This window comes from Nocardioides pacificus (genome assembly GCF_054775955.1).
On record NZ_BAAHCI010000011.1, the window covers coordinates 39,654 to 54,513 of the forward strand.

The following is a 14,860-nucleotide window of genomic DNA, read 5'->3' on the forward strand; positions in this document are numbered from 1 at the left end:
CGAAGTCGCAGCGGTCAGGCGCGGGCTCAGGGGTTGCCGACGTCCGACGGGGAGTCGTCGGTCATGAAGTTGGGGTCGGCCAGGATGTGGTCGACGGTCTTCTCCAGCCACCCCTGGTCCTCGGTCTGGATGTCGCGCTGCGCGAGCTCGTCGCGTAGGCGCTTCACGAGCTCCGTGGTGTCGCTGTGGCCCTGGTCGCGGAAGATGGAGGTGGCGTCGACGGCGGCCTGAACGGCGGCATTGATCTGATGCATCATGGCGACACTCTGACACGCCCTGGTGGGACCCGTGCGCCGGGTCCCAGCATGTCCTCGGCGAGGAGGATGGTGCCCCCGGCAGGATTCGAACCTGCGACCGGCGGATTAGAAGGCCGCTGCTCTATCCAGCTGAGCTACGGAGGCGGGGGATCGAACCCACAACCGGGGGAACCCTCGGGATGACCCCGTGGTCCGCCCTGGCTGAGCCGTCGATCCGGGGATCAGTCTAGGGGGCGGTCGGCCGCGGCAGCGACAGACTCTCCCCGCCGGAGTCGTCGTGAGCCCCGCGACTAGCAGGCCGCGAGCAGCGCCCGGCGGGCGTCGTCGTAGCCGTCGATGTCGGCCCGCTGAATGATGGCGTTCAGATCGCGTCCGGCCCGACCGAGCTCGTCGAGGTCGTCGAAGTCCTCACCGGTCGAGCCGGCCGCCTGGGCGAGCAGACCCACGCCCGCGATCTCGTTGCCCACAGCGACGCCCCATCGGTCCCCGGGCTCCTGTGGCAGCGAGCGCGCTCCGGCGCAGGCCAGCTCGCGGTCGTCAAGATCCTCCTCGAAGACCAGCCAACCGGCCCCGAAGCCGATCAGGAGGGTTACGAGCAGCGATCCCACGACCATCCCGATGCGCATCATGACGGCATCCGTCCCCGGTGGGTCACCCCGCGAAACCTTCCCGGATGCCCGACCAGCCACTAGCCTCTGGTCGCCATGCCGACTCCGGAGGGAAGACAGACATGGGGCGCACCCCACCTGCAGGACGCCGCGTGAGCGTTGCCGGCAAGGACCTCACCTGCGTCGTGTGCGGAGTGGGGCAGGAGTTCGTCCGGCGCGAGGTGAAGATGAACACCGAGGGGCTCTCGCTGCTCAACCTCGACTTCCTCAACAAGTCCGCGGACGGCGCGATCTGCACCACGTGCGGCTACGTGCACCTCTTCATGGGCGGCACGCAGACCTGGGCGCCACCGGCCTGACCCGGCCCGCTGCTTGCCGCGTCGGCTAGACAGTGGTGGTGAGCATCGAGCAGCAGGACGGCTGCGTGCGCGTCCGCGGAGCACGCGAGCACAACCTCCGCGACGTGGACGTCGACCTTCCACGCGACGCGATGGTGGCGTTCACCGGCGTCTCCGGCTCGGGGAAGTCGTCGCTGGCCTTCGGCACGCTGTACGCCGAGGCGCAGCGCCGCTACTTCGAGTCCGTCGCGCCGTACGCGCGTCGTCTGCTGCAGCAGGTCGGCGCACCCCACGTCCAGGAGATCTCCGGCCTTCCACCCGCCGTGGCCCTGCAGCAGCGTCGAGGCGCGGCCAGCTCGCGCTCGACCGTGGGCACCATCACCACGCTGTCCAACCTGCTGCGGATCCTCTACTCGCGTGCCGGTGACTACCCGGCCGGTGCCGGCCATCTGGCCGCCGAGGCGTTCTCGCCCAACACCGCCGCAGGAGCCTGCCTCGAGTGCCATGGGCTCGGCGTCGCCCACGACGTGGCCGAGGAGCTGCTGGTCCCCGACACCTCGCTGAGCATCCGTGACGGCGCCATCGCAGCTTGGCCCGGGGCCTGGCAGGGCCACAACCTGCGTCGCGTCACCAAGAACCTCGGCATCGACGTCGACCGCCCCTGGCGCGAGCTGGACCGCAAGGACCAGGAGTGGCTGCTGTTCACCGAGGAGCAGCCCTCGGTGCTGATCCGTCCGCAGGACAAGGACGGCGGAGGCGGGCGCGACTACATGGGCACCTTCCGCAGTGCCCGGAGCCAGGTGCGCCACGTCCTCGCGGGGTCGCCGAGCGAGAAGATGCGCGAGAAGATGCTCCGCTTCGTGCGCAGCTCCCGCTGCCCCGTCTGTCACGGCAGTGGGCTGCGGCCCGAGGCGCTGGCGGTGACCTTCGCCGGACTCTCCATCGCCGACGCGAACGCCCTGCCGTTCACCGAGCTGGCCGAGGCGCTGCGGCCCTTCGCCAGCGACGACGTCGACGACGTGGCAGGGAGCATCAGCGGCGACCTGGTGGCGCGGATCGAGGTGCTGCTGAGACTCGGGCTCGGCTACCTGGCGCTGGGCCGCAGCTCGACCACGCTGTCGCCGGGCGAGGCGCAGCGTCTGCGGATCGCCACCCAGCTGCGCTCGGGACTGTTCGGCGTCGTCTACGTCCTCGACGAGCCGTCGGCCGGTCTGCATCCGGCGGACGCCGAGCCGCTCCTCGAGGTGCTCGACCAGCTCAAGGCGGCGGGCAACTCCCTCTTCGTCGTCGAGCACGACATGGACGTCGTACGACGAGCCGACTGGGTGGTCGACATCGGACCCGCCGCCGGAGAGGGCGGGGGACGGGTCCTCTACTCGGGCCCGATCGCCGGCCTGGAGCAGGTCGCCGAGTCGCCCACCAGCGCCTACCTCTTCGGTCGCGCCGAGCGGTTCGTCCGGGACCCGCGGACACCGGCCGCCTGGCTGCACCTGGGGGGCGTCTCGCGGCACAACCTGCAGGACGTCTCCCTGGACCTGCCGGTGGGGGCACTGACCGCCGTGACCGGGGTGTCCGGGTCCGGCAAGTCGACCCTGGTGACCCAGGTCCTCGCCGAGGTCGTCCGCCGCCACCTCGGGATCGCTCCGCCGGAGGAGGACGCCGCCGAGGAGACCCCGGACGAGGGGGCCCTGGGGCCGGCGGAGGGCGTGGACGTCCGCGAGGCGCGAGGGGTCGACTGCTTCGACCGACTCGTGGTCGTGGACCAGCGCCCCATCGGCCGCACCCCGCGGTCCAACCTCGCGACGTACACCGGGCTCTTCGACGCCGTCCGTCGGCTGTACGCCGCGACGCCGGAGGCCAAGGCGCGCGGGTACGGCGTGGGGCGCTTCTCCTTCAACGTCGCCGCCGGACGGTGCGAGACCTGCCAGGGCGAGGGGTTCGTCTCGGTGGAGTTGGTGTTCCTGCCGAGCACCTATGCGCCGTGTCCCACCTGCCACGGGGCGCGCTACAACGCCGAGACGCTCGAGGTGACCTACCGCGACCGCACCATCGCCGACGTGCTCGCGATGTCCGTCGACGACGCCGCGGAGTTCCTGGCCGACGTCCCGGCTGCGGCCCGCGGCCTGCAGACCCTGCGCGAGGTCGGCCTGGGCTACCTGCGCCTGGGGCAGCCGGCGACCGAGCTCAGCGGCGGTGAGGCGCAGCGCATCAAGCTGGCCACCGAGCTGCAGCGCACCAACCGGGGCCACAGCCTCTATCTCCTGGACGAGCCGACCTCGGGGCTGCACCCCTCGGACACCGACCTGCTGCTGCGGCAGCTGCACCGGCTGGTGGACGCCGGCAACACGGTCGTGCTGGTCGAGCACGACCTCGACACCATCGCCACGGCCGACTGGGTCGTCGACCTCGGACCCGGCGGCGGAGACGGCGGGGGACAGGTCGTTGCCACGGGCAGGCCGCGTGACGTCGCGGCGGCCGGGGTGGGGCACACGGCGGGCTACCTGGCGCGGCGCTTGGAGGATCAGAGCCGCGCGAAGGCGTCGGGCTCCGCTGGCAAGACGGCGCTCGATTAGGGGGGGGGCGGCGACCGCCGCTCGGGATCGGGCTGAGCGAGATCCTCAGGACATGCTGGTCCGTCCCCGGGCGGCCGTTACTCGTTGAAGCACAGATGCCCCACCAACCCGCCTTGCGCTGATGGCTCCTACGTGGGTCAGTGCGTCAGCACTTCTCCTGAACCTGGACTGTCCACTCAGCGTTAGCAGCGACCACTTCGATGTAGTAGTCGCCTTCATCCTTGCGAAGGGTGGTTTCGCCCGGGCCAGTCTTGGTGGGCTGCGCTACGGGGAAGCCGCCGTCTTCCATCAACTGCGTGCCGGAATCCATGAGGTAGAACGCGACGATGGTGGACGTCGCATCGCCCTGAACGTTGTAGGTCATGCGAATGTCGCAACCGTCGAGGTGGAAGTCAGGGCCGGCCTTGTTGGTGTTCCCGCTCAACTTGCCGACCGTCATCCATTTCGGCTCAGGCTCAGGCTCAGGTTCCGGCTCAGGCGTGGGCTTTCCCTTGGGGTCATTCGGGGTCGACTCAGTCTTCGCCGTGTTCTCGTCTGACGCGACCGGATCGGCGTCGCCCTCATCGCCGCCACTGCCCCCTCCGGCGACAGCGGCGATGATCACGACCGCGGCGATGGCCCACACCCACCAGCGCTTGTACCAGGGCTTGTTGCCGCCCGAGTTGGGAGGCGGCGTCGCGGGGCTACCGCCATAGCCGGGTGGGGAGCTTTGCGTCCTCTCAGTGAACGTCGCTCCGTCCCACCAGCGAATGGTCCCCTGATTGTCGGGATACCAGCCTGGCGGGGTGGGGCCATTGGTCGTCATGTGCTTGATCGTATGCGCGAGGTCGAATTGACGCGTCGTATTGCTGTATCTGCGTTTTCCCACGTGACTCATCGTCGCCGAACGTCAATTGTGATGTTTCGACGAGGCGCGGCCCGGCCCGGCCCGAGGATCAGAACGGCGCGAAGGCCTCGGGCTCGTCGGCCACGCGACGCTCGAGGAGGTCGCTCAGGAAGGCGTCGTCGGGAACGGCGGTCGCGTACGCGTCATCGCAGCGCCGCTCGAGTCGCTCGAGATCCCTCTCGCTCAGCGCGCCGGAGGCGACGTCCACTCGCGTGCGTGCGAGCAGATCCGCGACCTCGTCGAGGCCGAACCACCGGTAGCCGTGCTCGGCCGCGTCGAGCTGCTCAGCGGTGAAGACGTCCTCCACCGCGTTGAGGACCCCGCCGTTCATGATGCTGCCGTGGATGCGCAGGACAGACGCCAGCGCGATGTCCCCGGGGCGGGGAGACTCCTGCTCGTGCGCGTCCAGGTCGAGGGCCCGGCTCCACACGTCCTCCGCATCGATCCCCGCGTCTATGCCGGGGAGCGCGCCGGGCCGGTGGACCTGACTGGTGGTCGTCTCCCACCGGTGCTGGCCGACCCCGCGGACGTCGGGGGAGCTGGCCGCGGACCCGTTGTGCCCGAGCCGGGGCGAGAACAGCTTCCGTAGCAGGGTCATCATGCCCGCCATCCTCCACCGTGGGGCATGCTCGTGGCCATCAGTCCCCGCGTGAGCCAGAGGTGTGCCGTGTCGCCAGTCCGCTCGACCCGCCGTCCCTGGCGACGTGCGCCCCAGCAGGGGCTCGCGTGCGGGCTGGTCCTGGGCTCGCTGCTGGCGGCGTGCTCGGTGCCGGGCGCCTCCGAGAGCTCGGGCGTCCTGGACACGGGGGTCGAGCCGGTGGCGATGTCCTACCCCGGACCGACGTACGCCGCAGCCACGCCCGCCGGCCTCCTGCTGCGCGCCGGTGAGCAGCAGTGGGTCGTGGCGACAGGTCGGGACGCGCACTGGCTGCCGAACGGCACGGCACTGACCCGCGTGGCCAGAGGGTCCGTCGAGCTGCAGACGCTCGATCCCGAGCGTGGGCCGACGTCCGTACCGGTCCGAGGAGGCGGCTTCGAGCTGCCGTCCCGGTCCGTCACCCAGGTCAACGTCCTGGACAGCTATCGGCTGCCACCGACGCTCACGGCGTACTCGCTCGACATGGAGCGGCTCTGGTCGATCGAGCTCCCCGGCACCGACAACCCGGAGGCCACCGACTTCAACGAGCTGGCACGCAACTACTACGGCGCGACGCCGACCATCGACGGCGTCACCTACGTGCTGTGGCACGACAGCAGCGAGTGGTACGAGGACGGCGACTACGGCCTGGCTCGGATCGAGGACGGCGACCTCACGAACGTCGCGCTGAACGAGCGGCTCATCGCGCTCTACCTCTCCGCGGACGGCGCTGGGCTCCTCGCCCTGCGCCAGGTTAAGGGCGACCCTTGCGGCGGGTGCACGGTGGACCAGGAGATCGTCGAGGTCGATCCCGCCACGGGCGAGCTCGTTGACTACGGCATGCCCGACGAGTACGTCGAGGAGTGGCGGGTGGCGGCGATGGACAAGGTTGGCGACCGGATCGCGGTCCGGTTCACCGAGACCGAGTGGCGTGACGGTCCCCGCGGCGAGATCGACTCCACGCCGTACACCGTGCAGCGCGGCACCTGGGTGCTGGAGGACGGCGCGTGGCAGATGGTCGAGGGCAGCGAGGACGAGCTGACGTGGTGGCAGGGTGAGCACCGGGTGGTGGCCCGGGTTCGCGAGGACGAGCCCGACAGCCGGGACGGATTCGCGCTGTTGTGGGTGCGCCCGGACGGCACCGAGGAGGCGCTGCCCGGCGAGCTGGTCGCGACGTACGGTCGCCGCTACATCAGTGGGCAGGTGCCCGGTCAGCTGATCCCGCCCGGGTAGCGGTCTGCGCCGGAAGGGTGACGAGGACGGCGGCCGCCGGGAGACCGAACGGGATCGACCACACCAGCCAGAACAGCGAGTCGATGAGCCGGCCGTCGAGCGCCAGCATCGCGACGGCGGCGACCGGCCCACCGAGCACCGCCAGCACCACGCACGTCCAGGCACTCCCGCGCAGCAGGCGTGGACGTCCGGCTGCAGCCCGCGTGCGTCCCTTGACCGTCGCCACCGACAACGCGAGAGCGAGCACCAGCCCCACCCCTCCCGCCACAGCGAACAAGCCGCCCAGCGCGACTCCCAGCCCGTCGAACTGCCCGGAGTCGCCGTCCGCGAGATCACCGAGCATCACCACCAGCCCCAGGCCCGTGGGGAACAGGCAGAGGAGCGCCGCACCGGCGAGCACGAGCGCGAGCGCGATCGACCACCCGCGCCAGGCGGTCCCCGAAGATCGAGGAGGGGCCGGACGAGGGACGTGATGGAAGGGCTCAGGCGATGGGGGCATGGACACGGCGGACCTCCTGGCGGCTTCGACGGTCAACCTACCCGGCCGGGCTGTGCACCTGGGTTCGCCAACGTCTGCCCGGGCGGGCACGATGTCGCCCATGACGTCGACCTCCCTGGCCACCCCGCTGGGCGTGCTGAACACCGTCTTCGGCTACCCGTCGTTCCGCGGCGAGCAGGCAGAGATCATCGACACCGTGTGCGCGGGCGGCGACGCGCTCGTGCTGATGCCCACCGGCGGTGGCAAGTCGCTGTGCTACCAGATCCCGGCGCTGGTCCGGCCGGGCACGGGTGTGGTGATCTCGCCGCTGATCGCGCTCATGCAGGACCAGGTCGACGCCCTGGCGGCGCTCGGCGTGCGCGCGGCCTTCCTCAACTCGACGCAGTCGAGCGAGGAGCGCCGACGGGTCGAGGCGGCGTACGTCGCGGGGGAGCTCGACCTGCTCTACCTCGCCCCCGAGCGGCTCTCGGCCCGCGCCACGCTGGACTTCCTCGACCGGGGTCGTATCGCGCTGTTCGCGATCGACGAGGCCCACTGCGTCTCGGCCTGGGGGCACGACTTCCGACCCGACTACCTCCTGTTGGCGGTGCTGGGGGAGCGCTGGCCGGACGTGCCCCGGATCGCGCTCACCGCCACAGCCACCGCTGCGACCCGCACCGACATCGTCGCCCGGCTGGGCCTGGGCGGGGCCCGGACGTTCGTGTCGAGCTTCGACCGCCCCAACATCGAGTACCGCATCGTCGGCAAGGACAACCCGCGCGGCCAGCTCCTCACCCTGTTGCGCGAGGAGCACGTGGGTGACGCGGGGATCGTCTACTGCCTGTCGCGCAAGTCGGTCGAGGAGAGCGCGCGGTTCCTGACCAAGAACGGCATCACGGCACTGCCCTACCACGCGGGGCTGCCGGCGGAGGTGCGCGCTGAGCACCAGGCCCGCTTCCTGCGCGAGCCCGGTCTGGTGATGGTGGCGACGATCGCCTTCGGGATGGGGATCGACAAGCCGGACGTCCGGTTCGTCGCCCACCTCGACCTGCCGAAGTCGGTGGAGGGCTACTACCAGGAGACAGGCCGGGCCGGACGGGACGGCCAGCCGGCCACGGCATGGCTCGCCTACGGCCTGGCCGACGTGGTCCAGCAGCGCAAGATGATCGACTCCTCCGAGGGTGACGCCGCCCACCGGCGCCGGCTCGGGCAGCACCTCGACGCGATGCTGGCGCTCTGCGAGACGGTGCAGTGCCGGCGCGTCCAGCTCCTCGCCTACTTCGGCCAGGAGGGGGAGCCCTGCGGCAACTGCGACACCTGCATGGCTCCGCCGCAGACCTGGGACGGCACGGTCGCGGCCCAGAAGCTGCTGTCAGCCGTCGTGCGGCTGGCCCACCGCCAGCAGCGCTACGGTGCCGGCCACATCGTCGACATCCTGCTGGGCAACGAGACGCCGCGCGTGGTCCAGCTCGACCACACGACGCTCACGGTCTTCGGCATCGGGACCGAGCTCTCCGCGGCGGAGTGGCGGGGAGTCGCTCGCCAGCTGCTGGCCCAGCGGCTGCTGGCGGTGGGCAGCGACGGCTACGGCACGCTCGAGCTCACCGAGGACTCCGCGGAGGTGCTGCGCGGCAACCGGCAGGTGGCGCTGCGGACCGAGGCGCCGAAGGCTGCGCGCACCCGGTCGGCCAAGCGCTCGCGGGCGGCGGACGCCGTGGTGCTGGACGCCGCCGGCGAGGCCCTGTTCGAGCGGCTGCGCGCCTGGCGGGCCACGACGGCCAAGCAGGCCGGGCTCCCGGCCTACGTGATCTTCCACGACGCGACCCTGCGCCACGTCGCCGCTGCGTCGCCCGCCACGCTCGCCGAGCTCGGCACCATCTCGGGGATCGGTGCCGGGAAGCTCGAGAAATGGGGCGAGGCCCTCCTCGAGGTCGTGGCCGCCTGAGGTGGCCCAGTCCTGATTGAGCCCAGTCCTGAGGCAGCCCGTCCTCAGTAGGTGAAGCGGCGCACCTCGGAGCGCAGACTCTCGGCCATGCTGGCGAGCTCGCTGATCGCCTGACTTGTCTGGTTGACCGCCTCCGAGGTGATCGTGCTGCTGGTGGCGACCCCGGTGATGTTGGCTGCGATCTGGCTCGAGCTGGCCGCGGCCTCGCCGACGAGACGCGACATCTCGTTGGTGGTCGCGGTCTGCTCCTCGACGGCGGTCGCGATCGTGGTCTGGTAGTCGTTGATCGAGAGCACGATCTCGGAGATCTTGCTGATCGCCTCGACCGAGTCGGAGGTGTCGGCCTGGATCGCGGCCACCTGGGTCACGATGTCCTCCGTCGCCTTGGCAGTGCCCTGGGCGAGCTCCTTGACCTCCCCGGCCACGACCGCGAAGCCCTTGCCCGCTTCGCCGGCCCGCGCCGCCTCGATGGTGGCGTTGAGCGCCAACAGGTTCGTCTGCTCGGCGATCGAGGTGATCACCTTGACGATGCGCCCGATCTGCTCGCTCGAGACACCCAGCTTCATCACCGTCTCGTTGGTCGCTGCCGCCACGCCCACGGCCTCGGAGGCCACCTGGGCGGCAAGCTGGGCGTTCTCGGCGATCTCACGGATCGAGGCACCCATCTGCTCGGCACCCGCCGCGACGGCGCTGACGTTGTGCGAGACCTCGCCGGCCGCGGCTGCGACGACGTCCGAGCGAGACGACGTCTCGACCGCGGAGGTCTCGATCGATCCGGCAGTCGCGGTGAGCTCCTCGGCCGCGGAGGCCACCGTCGTCGCGGACTCGGCCACGGAGCCGACCAGCGAGCGCAGGGACGTGAGGGCGGTCGTCAACGACACGGCCATCTGTCCCACCTCGTCGGCGGAGTGGACGTCGACCTCGACCGACAGGTCACCCTCCGCGACCCGCTCGAGACCGTCGCTGATCCGGCGCAGCGGCCGCACGATCGAGCGGGACAGGAGCATCGCCATCGCCGCACCGGCCAGCAGGGCGATCCCCGTGACGAGGAACGTCGTTGTCCGTGTGCGGTCCTGCGCTGCCGCGGTCTCCGCGTGCAGGGACTCGACCCGGGCGTTCACCGACTCCGACAGCGCGTCCAGCGCCTCGGAGATGACGTAGTAGATGTCCCACTTGGGACCACCCGAGACGGCATCCCCCTGGTCGAGCCGACCTTGCCCCCAGAGGCCGTGGATCTCGTCGTTGTAGGCCAGCAGGTCGTCCCACTGGGTCTCGATGACGTCGAGGCTGTCGGCGGCAGAGGCGCTGAGCAGGGAGCGATCCAGGTCGAAGATCCGCTCGAAGCCGGCCACGCCGTCGTCGTAGTTGGCCAGGTTGTCGCCGCCGGGTGCCGCCGCGGTGGCGCCTCCCTCCGAGCGGGACTTCCACGCGGTGATGTTCTGCCAGTTCGACGCCCAGAGGAGGTCGTAGCGCGCAGTCTCGACGGAGTCCTGAACGCTCACGGCGCGCTCCAGGTCGGCGTTGAGGTCCGTCACCTCGGAGGCACCCTGGGCCGCGGTCCCGGCGACGACGAGCGTGGCGATGCCGAGGGTGACCGCGAGGGCCACGATCCGGGTGCGGATGCTGCGGTCGGCGAGCCAGCGCGAGCGCGTCGGTGCTGCGGACGTTGCCATGAAATGATCCCCAGAGGATGGTGGAGGGGCGGTGGCCCGGGACGGTGGCGGGCCGGCTTCCTGCGGGTCGCCGGACCGAGAGCGGGCATGCCGCGTCCGTCTGGGCATCGGCGAATGCCACCCGATCCTGAGGAGAAGGCGCCGAATCAGGGCGGTGAGAGTTCCCCACTGAGTCGGTCGTGCATGTGCGAGCTGTGCTCATCGAGGCCCTGGATCTCGACAGTCTTGCCCTTGCGCTCGTACTTCGTGACGATCGCATCGAGGGAGGCCACCGTCGAGGCGTCCCAGACGTGCGACCGGCTCAGGTCGATGACCACGTGCTCGGGGTCGTCGGCGTACTCGAACTGGGTGTAGAGGTCGTTGCTGGAGGCGAAGAAGAGCTCGCCGATGACCGTGTAGCGGACGCTGGTGGAGCCGTCCTGCTCCTCGACCACCTCGCGTTGGACGGCCGCCAGGTGTGCGACGCGACGCGCGAAGAGCGTCATGGCCACCAGCACGCCGACACCGACGCCGATGGCGAGGTTGTGGGTGCCGACTGTGACCGCCACCGTCGAGACCATGACCGCGGTCTCCGACTTGGGCATCCGCCGCAGCGTGCGTGGCGCGACCGAGTGCCAGTCGAAGGTGCCGACGGCGACCATGATCATCACGGCGACCAGAGCGGCCATCGGAATCCGGGCGACGAGGTCGCCGAAGCCGACCACGAGCACGAGCAGCAGGAGGCCGGCGCTGAAGGTGGAGATCCGCGTCCGGGCGCCGCCGGCCTTCACGTTGATCATCGTCTGGCCGATCATCGCGCAGCCGCCCATCCCGCCGAAGAAGCCGGTGATGACGTTGGCCGCGCCCTGGCCCCAGGCCTCCCGGCTCTTGTCCGAGTGGGTGTCGGTGATGTCGTCGACGAGCTTGGCCGTCAGCAGCGACTCGAGCAGGCCGACCAGCGCCATCGCGAGTGCGTACGGCGCGATGATCTCGAGCGTGTCCAGGCTCAGCGGCACGTCGGGCCAGAGCAGGGAGGGGAGCGTGTCGGGCAGGTCGCCCTCGTCGCCGACGTCGGGCAGGGACCAGCCGGCGAGCAGCGTGACGGCGGTGAGCACCACGATCGCGACTAGCGGCGCCGGGACCACGTTGGTGATCCGCGGGAGCAGCACCATCACGACGATGCCGACGGCGATCATGGGATAGACGAGCGCCGGGACGTCGACCATGTGCGGCACTTGTGCCACGAAGATCAAGATGGCCAGGGCGTTGACGAAGCCGACCATCACCGAGCGCGGGATGAACCGCATCATCCGGGCGACCCCCGCCAGCCCCATGAGGATCTGGATCACCCCGGCGAGGATGACGGTCGCGATCAGGTAGTCGACCCCGTGCTCGCTCACGACGGGCGCGATGACCAGAGCCACGGCTCCGGTGGCAGCCGAGATCATCGCGGGGCGGCCACCGAGGAAGGCGATCGAGACGGCCATCGTGAAGGACGCGAACAGGCCAAGGCGGGGATCGACGCCGGCGATGATCGAGAAGGAGATGGCCTCCGGGATCAGGGCCAGAGCGACGACCAACCCGGCGACGACCTCGCGGCGCAGGACCGCAGGCCGACGCAGCGCCCCGCGGACCGTGTGGGTCTCGGAGGGAGGCGGCGGCGCGGTGGCCTCCCCGATGGGACCGAGGGGAGAGGGCGTGGGGATGGCGGCTTTCGACACGGTGGCTCCTGAGGGGGTGGCACGGCGTCCGGCCGACCGACGGGCGAATTTACCGCCAGGTCACGGCTGTGCTCCAATCACCGCCGCCCGGGAGCGGCACCCGGGGGGACCTAGGGCCCTGGGGGTCCCGGGCTCGCGGGACGACACTGGAAACCGCGTCGAGGAAGGACCCATCCAGATGCACGTCGCCCAGCAGCCTGCCCCTTCCCTCCGGGACCGCGTGGCGGAGCAGGTGCCGCTGCTCTTCTTCCTCGCCTCCGCCGCGCTGCTGGCGCTGGGCGGCGTCGCGTGGGTTCTCGACCAGGACCCCGCCGCCACCGGGCTCTGGATCGGCGGGGCGGTCCTCGGCCTGCTGTTCTCGAGCTGGACGACGATCGAAGCCTTGCGCGAGCGGCAGCCCAGCGTCGACGTCATCGCGGTGCTCGCCCTGCTCGGCGCGCTCCTCGTGGACGAGGCCTTCGCGGGCGCCATGATCACGGTGATGCTCTCCAGCGGGCAGCTCCTGGACGCCCGGGCCGCCCAGCGCGCCCGGCGCGAGCTCAGCCTCCTGGTCGAGCGCGCACCCCGGGTGGCCCGACGCCGCGTGGGCGACACCGTGATCGAGGTCGCCGTGGACGAGGTCGCCCACGGCGACCGCCTGCTGGTCGGCACGGGTGAGATCGTCCCCGCCGACGGCCGTCTCGCCTCGGCCGCCCTGCTCGACGAGTCCGCGCTCACCGGCGAGCCGCTCCCGGTCGAGCGTCCGGCGGGCGACGACGTCCGCAGCGGGGTGGTCAATGCAGGATCGCCCTTCGAGCTGGTCACGACCGCGGCCGCGTCCGAGTCGACGTACGCCGGGGTGGTGCGGCTGGTCGAGCAGGCGCAGGCCTCCTCGGCCCCGTTCGTGCGCACCGCCGACCGGTTCGCCGTGCTGTTCGTGCCGCTCACGCTGGTGCTGGCGGGGGCGGCGTGGGCCCTGAGCGGCGACGCGGTCCGCGCGGTCGCCGTGCTGGTCGTCGCGACGCCGTGCCCGCTGCTGCTCGCCGCCCCGGTCGCGATCATGTCGGGTCTCTCGAGGGCGGCGCGGGCCGGAGTGGTCGTCAAGGGCGGGGGAGCCCTGGAGCGGCTGGCGCAGGGACGAGTGGTGCTGTTCGACAAGACCGGGACGCTCACCCGCGGCCGGCCGACGCTCGCCGACGTGGTGGTCGCCGACGACCGGTGGGACGCCGACGAGCTCCTGCGGCTCGCAGCGTCGCTGGACCAGGTCTCCGCCCACGTGCTGGCCAGCGCCATCGTGGGCGCCGGCTCGGCCCGCGGCCTAGCGCTGGATATGCCGACCGACGTGGTGGAGGAGCACGGCTACGGCCTGCGGGGATCGGTCGGTGGGTACGACGTGCGGCTCGGCAAGGCCTCCTGGATCCTCGGTGCCGACCCGCCCGCCTGGGCTCGCCGGGTCCGTCGACGCGCGGACCTGGACGGCTCGCTGAGCGTCTACGTCGCGGTCGACGGTGAGCCGGCCGGGGCCTTCCTGCTGGAGGACCCGATCCGGCCCGGTGCGGCGCGCATGGTCCGCAGCCTGCGTCGTGCAGGCGTCGATCGGGTGGTCCTGGTGACCGGTGACCACGCCGACACGGCCGAGATGGTCGGGCGACTCGTCGGCGCGGACCATGTGCTCGCCGACTGCGACCCCGCCGACAAGCTGAGAGCGATCGCCCAAGAGGGGGTCGACACGATCATGGTCGGGGACGGGATCAACGACGCCCCGGCCCTGGCCGCGGCCGGGGTGGGCGTGGCGCTGGCCGCCCGCGGAGCCACGGCCTCGTCGGAGGCGGCCGACGTCGTGCTGACGGTGGACCGCATCGACGCGCTGGCGGACGCGATCTGGATCGCCCGCCGGTCGCGGCGCATCGCGGTGCAGGCCGTCTCGGTGGGGATGGGGCTCTCCCTGGTCGCGATGGTCGCGGCCGCCCTCGGCTGGCTGCCGCCCGCCGCCGGCGCGGTCGTCCAGGAGGTCATCGACGTCCTGGCGATCGGGATCGCCCTGCGTGCCGTGCTGCCGGGCCGCGTGCACACGGTGGCGATGCCCGCGGCCGACGTGACGAGCGCCGTACGCCTGCGGGCGGAGCACGACGCGGTGCTCCCGGTGGTCGAGCAGTTCCGCACCGTCGCCGACGCGCTCACCACCCAGGGCATCGACCTGGAGCCGGTGCGAGGCCTGATGGTCCGTCTCGACACCGAGCTGCTCCCGCACGAGAGGGAGGACGAGGCGGTGCTCGTCCCGCTGGTCGGTCGCGCTCTCGGTGGAAGTGACGCCGCTGCGGCCCTGAGCCGGACCCATGCCGAGATCGAGCACCAGGCCTCCCGACTGCGCCGACTCCTGGCCTCCCTCGACGAGGGCGGCCCCGAGGCCGAGCCCGAGCCCGAGGACGTGGTCGAGCTGCGACGCCTGCTCTATGGCCTCTATGCGATCCTGCGGCTGCACAACGACCAGGAGGAGCAGGACGCCTTCAGTCTGGTCGCCGACCGGGGCCCGGTCGCGGGGGGGGGGGGGGG

At 71.3% G+C, this 14,860-nt stretch carries 12 protein-coding genes and 1 tRNA gene; 5 read left to right on the forward strand and 8 right to left on the reverse strand.

Annotation, left to right across the window (positions count from 1 at the left end):
* Positions 1–26 precede the first annotated feature (26 nt).
* The 3 genes from ACYU7L_RS13830 to ACYU7L_RS13840 all read right to left on the reverse strand — a co-directional run bounded on the left by ACYU7L_RS13830 (position 27) and on the right by ACYU7L_RS13840 (position 886).
* Positions 27–257 carry a hypothetical protein gene (locus ACYU7L_RS13830; RefSeq protein ID WP_460797592.1) on the reverse strand — a complete coding sequence of 77 codons (231 nt, stop codon included), beginning with the start codon at positions 255–257 and terminating at the stop codon, positions 27–29.
* Positions 258–324: 67 nt separating this feature from the next.
* A tRNA-Arg gene (locus ACYU7L_RS13835) sits at positions 325–401 on the reverse strand.
* A 146-nt stretch (positions 402–547) separates the two neighbouring features.
* Positions 548–886 (reverse strand): hypothetical protein, encoded by a 339-nt coding sequence (locus ACYU7L_RS13840; RefSeq protein WP_460797594.1) that lies wholly within the window; start codon positions 884–886, stop codon positions 548–550.
* Positions 887–1,017: 131 nt separating this feature from the next.
* Here ACYU7L_RS13840 and ACYU7L_RS13845 point away from each other — a divergent pair, with 131 nt between their 5' ends.
* Positions 1,018–1,224 carry a hypothetical protein gene (locus ACYU7L_RS13845; protein WP_460797597.1) on the forward strand — a complete coding sequence of 69 codons (207 nt, stop codon included), beginning with the start codon at positions 1,018–1,020 and terminating at the stop codon, positions 1,222–1,224.
* Positions 1,225–1,262: 38 nt separating this feature from the next.
* Positions 1,263–3,776 (forward strand): excinuclease ABC subunit UvrA, encoded by a 2,514-nt coding sequence (locus ACYU7L_RS13850; protein WP_460797599.1) that lies wholly within the window; start codon positions 1,263–1,265, stop codon positions 3,774–3,776.
* A gap of 145 nt (positions 3,777–3,921) precedes the next feature.
* On the opposite strand, the gene ACYU7L_RS13855 is transcribed toward ACYU7L_RS13850, so the two are convergent.
* Both ACYU7L_RS13855 and ACYU7L_RS13860 read right to left on the reverse strand, forming a co-directional pair.
* On the reverse strand, positions 3,922–4,581 hold the full coding sequence (locus ACYU7L_RS13855) for a DUF2510 domain-containing protein (protein WP_460797602.1): 660 nt from the start codon (positions 4,579–4,581) through the stop codon (positions 3,922–3,924).
* Positions 4,582–4,711: 130 nt separating this feature from the next.
* Positions 4,712–5,263, reverse strand: coding sequence for a DMP19 family protein (locus tag ACYU7L_RS13860; RefSeq protein ID WP_460797604.1), 552 nt, complete (start codon positions 5,261–5,263; stop codon positions 4,712–4,714).
* A gap of 66 nt (positions 5,264–5,329) precedes the next feature.
* On the opposite strand from ACYU7L_RS13860, the gene ACYU7L_RS13865 reads away from it, so the two are divergent.
* Entirely contained in the window at positions 5,330–6,532 is a 1,203-nt protein-coding gene (locus tag ACYU7L_RS13865; RefSeq protein WP_460797606.1) for a hypothetical protein, read from the forward strand.
* Here ACYU7L_RS13865 and ACYU7L_RS13870 read toward each other — a convergent pair.
* Entirely contained in the window at positions 6,492–7,037 is a 546-nt protein-coding gene (locus ACYU7L_RS13870; protein ID WP_460797609.1) for a hypothetical protein, read from the reverse strand. The two genes, ACYU7L_RS13865 and ACYU7L_RS13870, sit on opposite strands and share 41 nt — an antisense overlap.
* 94 nt (positions 7,038–7,131) lie before the next feature.
* On the opposite strand from ACYU7L_RS13870, the gene recQ reads away from it, so the two are divergent.
* Positions 7,132–8,955, forward strand: coding sequence for a DNA helicase RecQ (recQ, locus tag ACYU7L_RS13875; RefSeq protein WP_460797611.1), 1,824 nt, complete (start codon positions 7,132–7,134; stop codon positions 8,953–8,955).
* A gap of 44 nt (positions 8,956–8,999) precedes the next feature.
* On the opposite strand, the gene ACYU7L_RS13880 is transcribed toward recQ, so the two are convergent.
* Positions 9,000–10,628: a methyl-accepting chemotaxis protein gene (locus ACYU7L_RS13880; protein ID WP_460797613.1), complete on the reverse strand. Its 1,629-nt coding sequence runs from the start codon at positions 10,626–10,628 to the stop codon at positions 9,000–9,002.
* A gap of 146 nt (positions 10,629–10,774) precedes the next feature.
* Positions 10,775–12,328, reverse strand: a complete 1,554-nt coding sequence (locus tag ACYU7L_RS13885; protein WP_460797615.1) for a SulP family inorganic anion transporter — start codon at positions 12,326–12,328, stop codon at positions 10,775–10,777.
* A 178-nt stretch (positions 12,329–12,506) separates the two neighbouring features.
* Here ACYU7L_RS13885 and ACYU7L_RS13890 point away from each other — a divergent pair.
* On the forward strand, positions 12,507–14,860 hold a 2,354-nt coding region (locus ACYU7L_RS13890; protein WP_460797618.1), incomplete at its 3' end, for a heavy metal translocating P-type ATPase.

Excerpts from the sequence above, each read along its gene's own strand:
- ACYU7L_RS13880 (WP_460797613.1), bottom strand. The coding sequence starts at position 10,628 with ATGGCAACGTCCGCAGCACCGACGCGCTCGCGCTGGCTCGCCGACCGC.
- ACYU7L_RS13860 (WP_460797604.1), bottom strand. The coding sequence starts at position 5,263 with ATGATGACCCTGCTACGGAAGCTGTTCTCGCCCCGGCTCGGGCACAAC.
- ACYU7L_RS13855 (WP_460797602.1), bottom strand. The coding sequence starts at position 4,581 with ATGACGACCAATGGCCCCACCCCGCCAGGCTGGTATCCCGACAATCAG.
- ACYU7L_RS13840 (WP_460797594.1), bottom strand. The coding sequence starts at position 886 with ATGATGCGCATCGGGATGGTCGTGGGATCGCTGCTCGTAACCCTCCTG.
- ACYU7L_RS13830 (WP_460797592.1), bottom strand. The coding sequence starts at position 257 with ATGATGCATCAGATCAATGCCGCCGTTCAGGCCGCCGTCGACGCCACC.
- recQ (WP_460797611.1), top strand. The coding sequence starts at position 7,132 with ATGACGTCGACCTCCCTGGCCACCCCGCTGGGCGTGCTGAACACCGTC.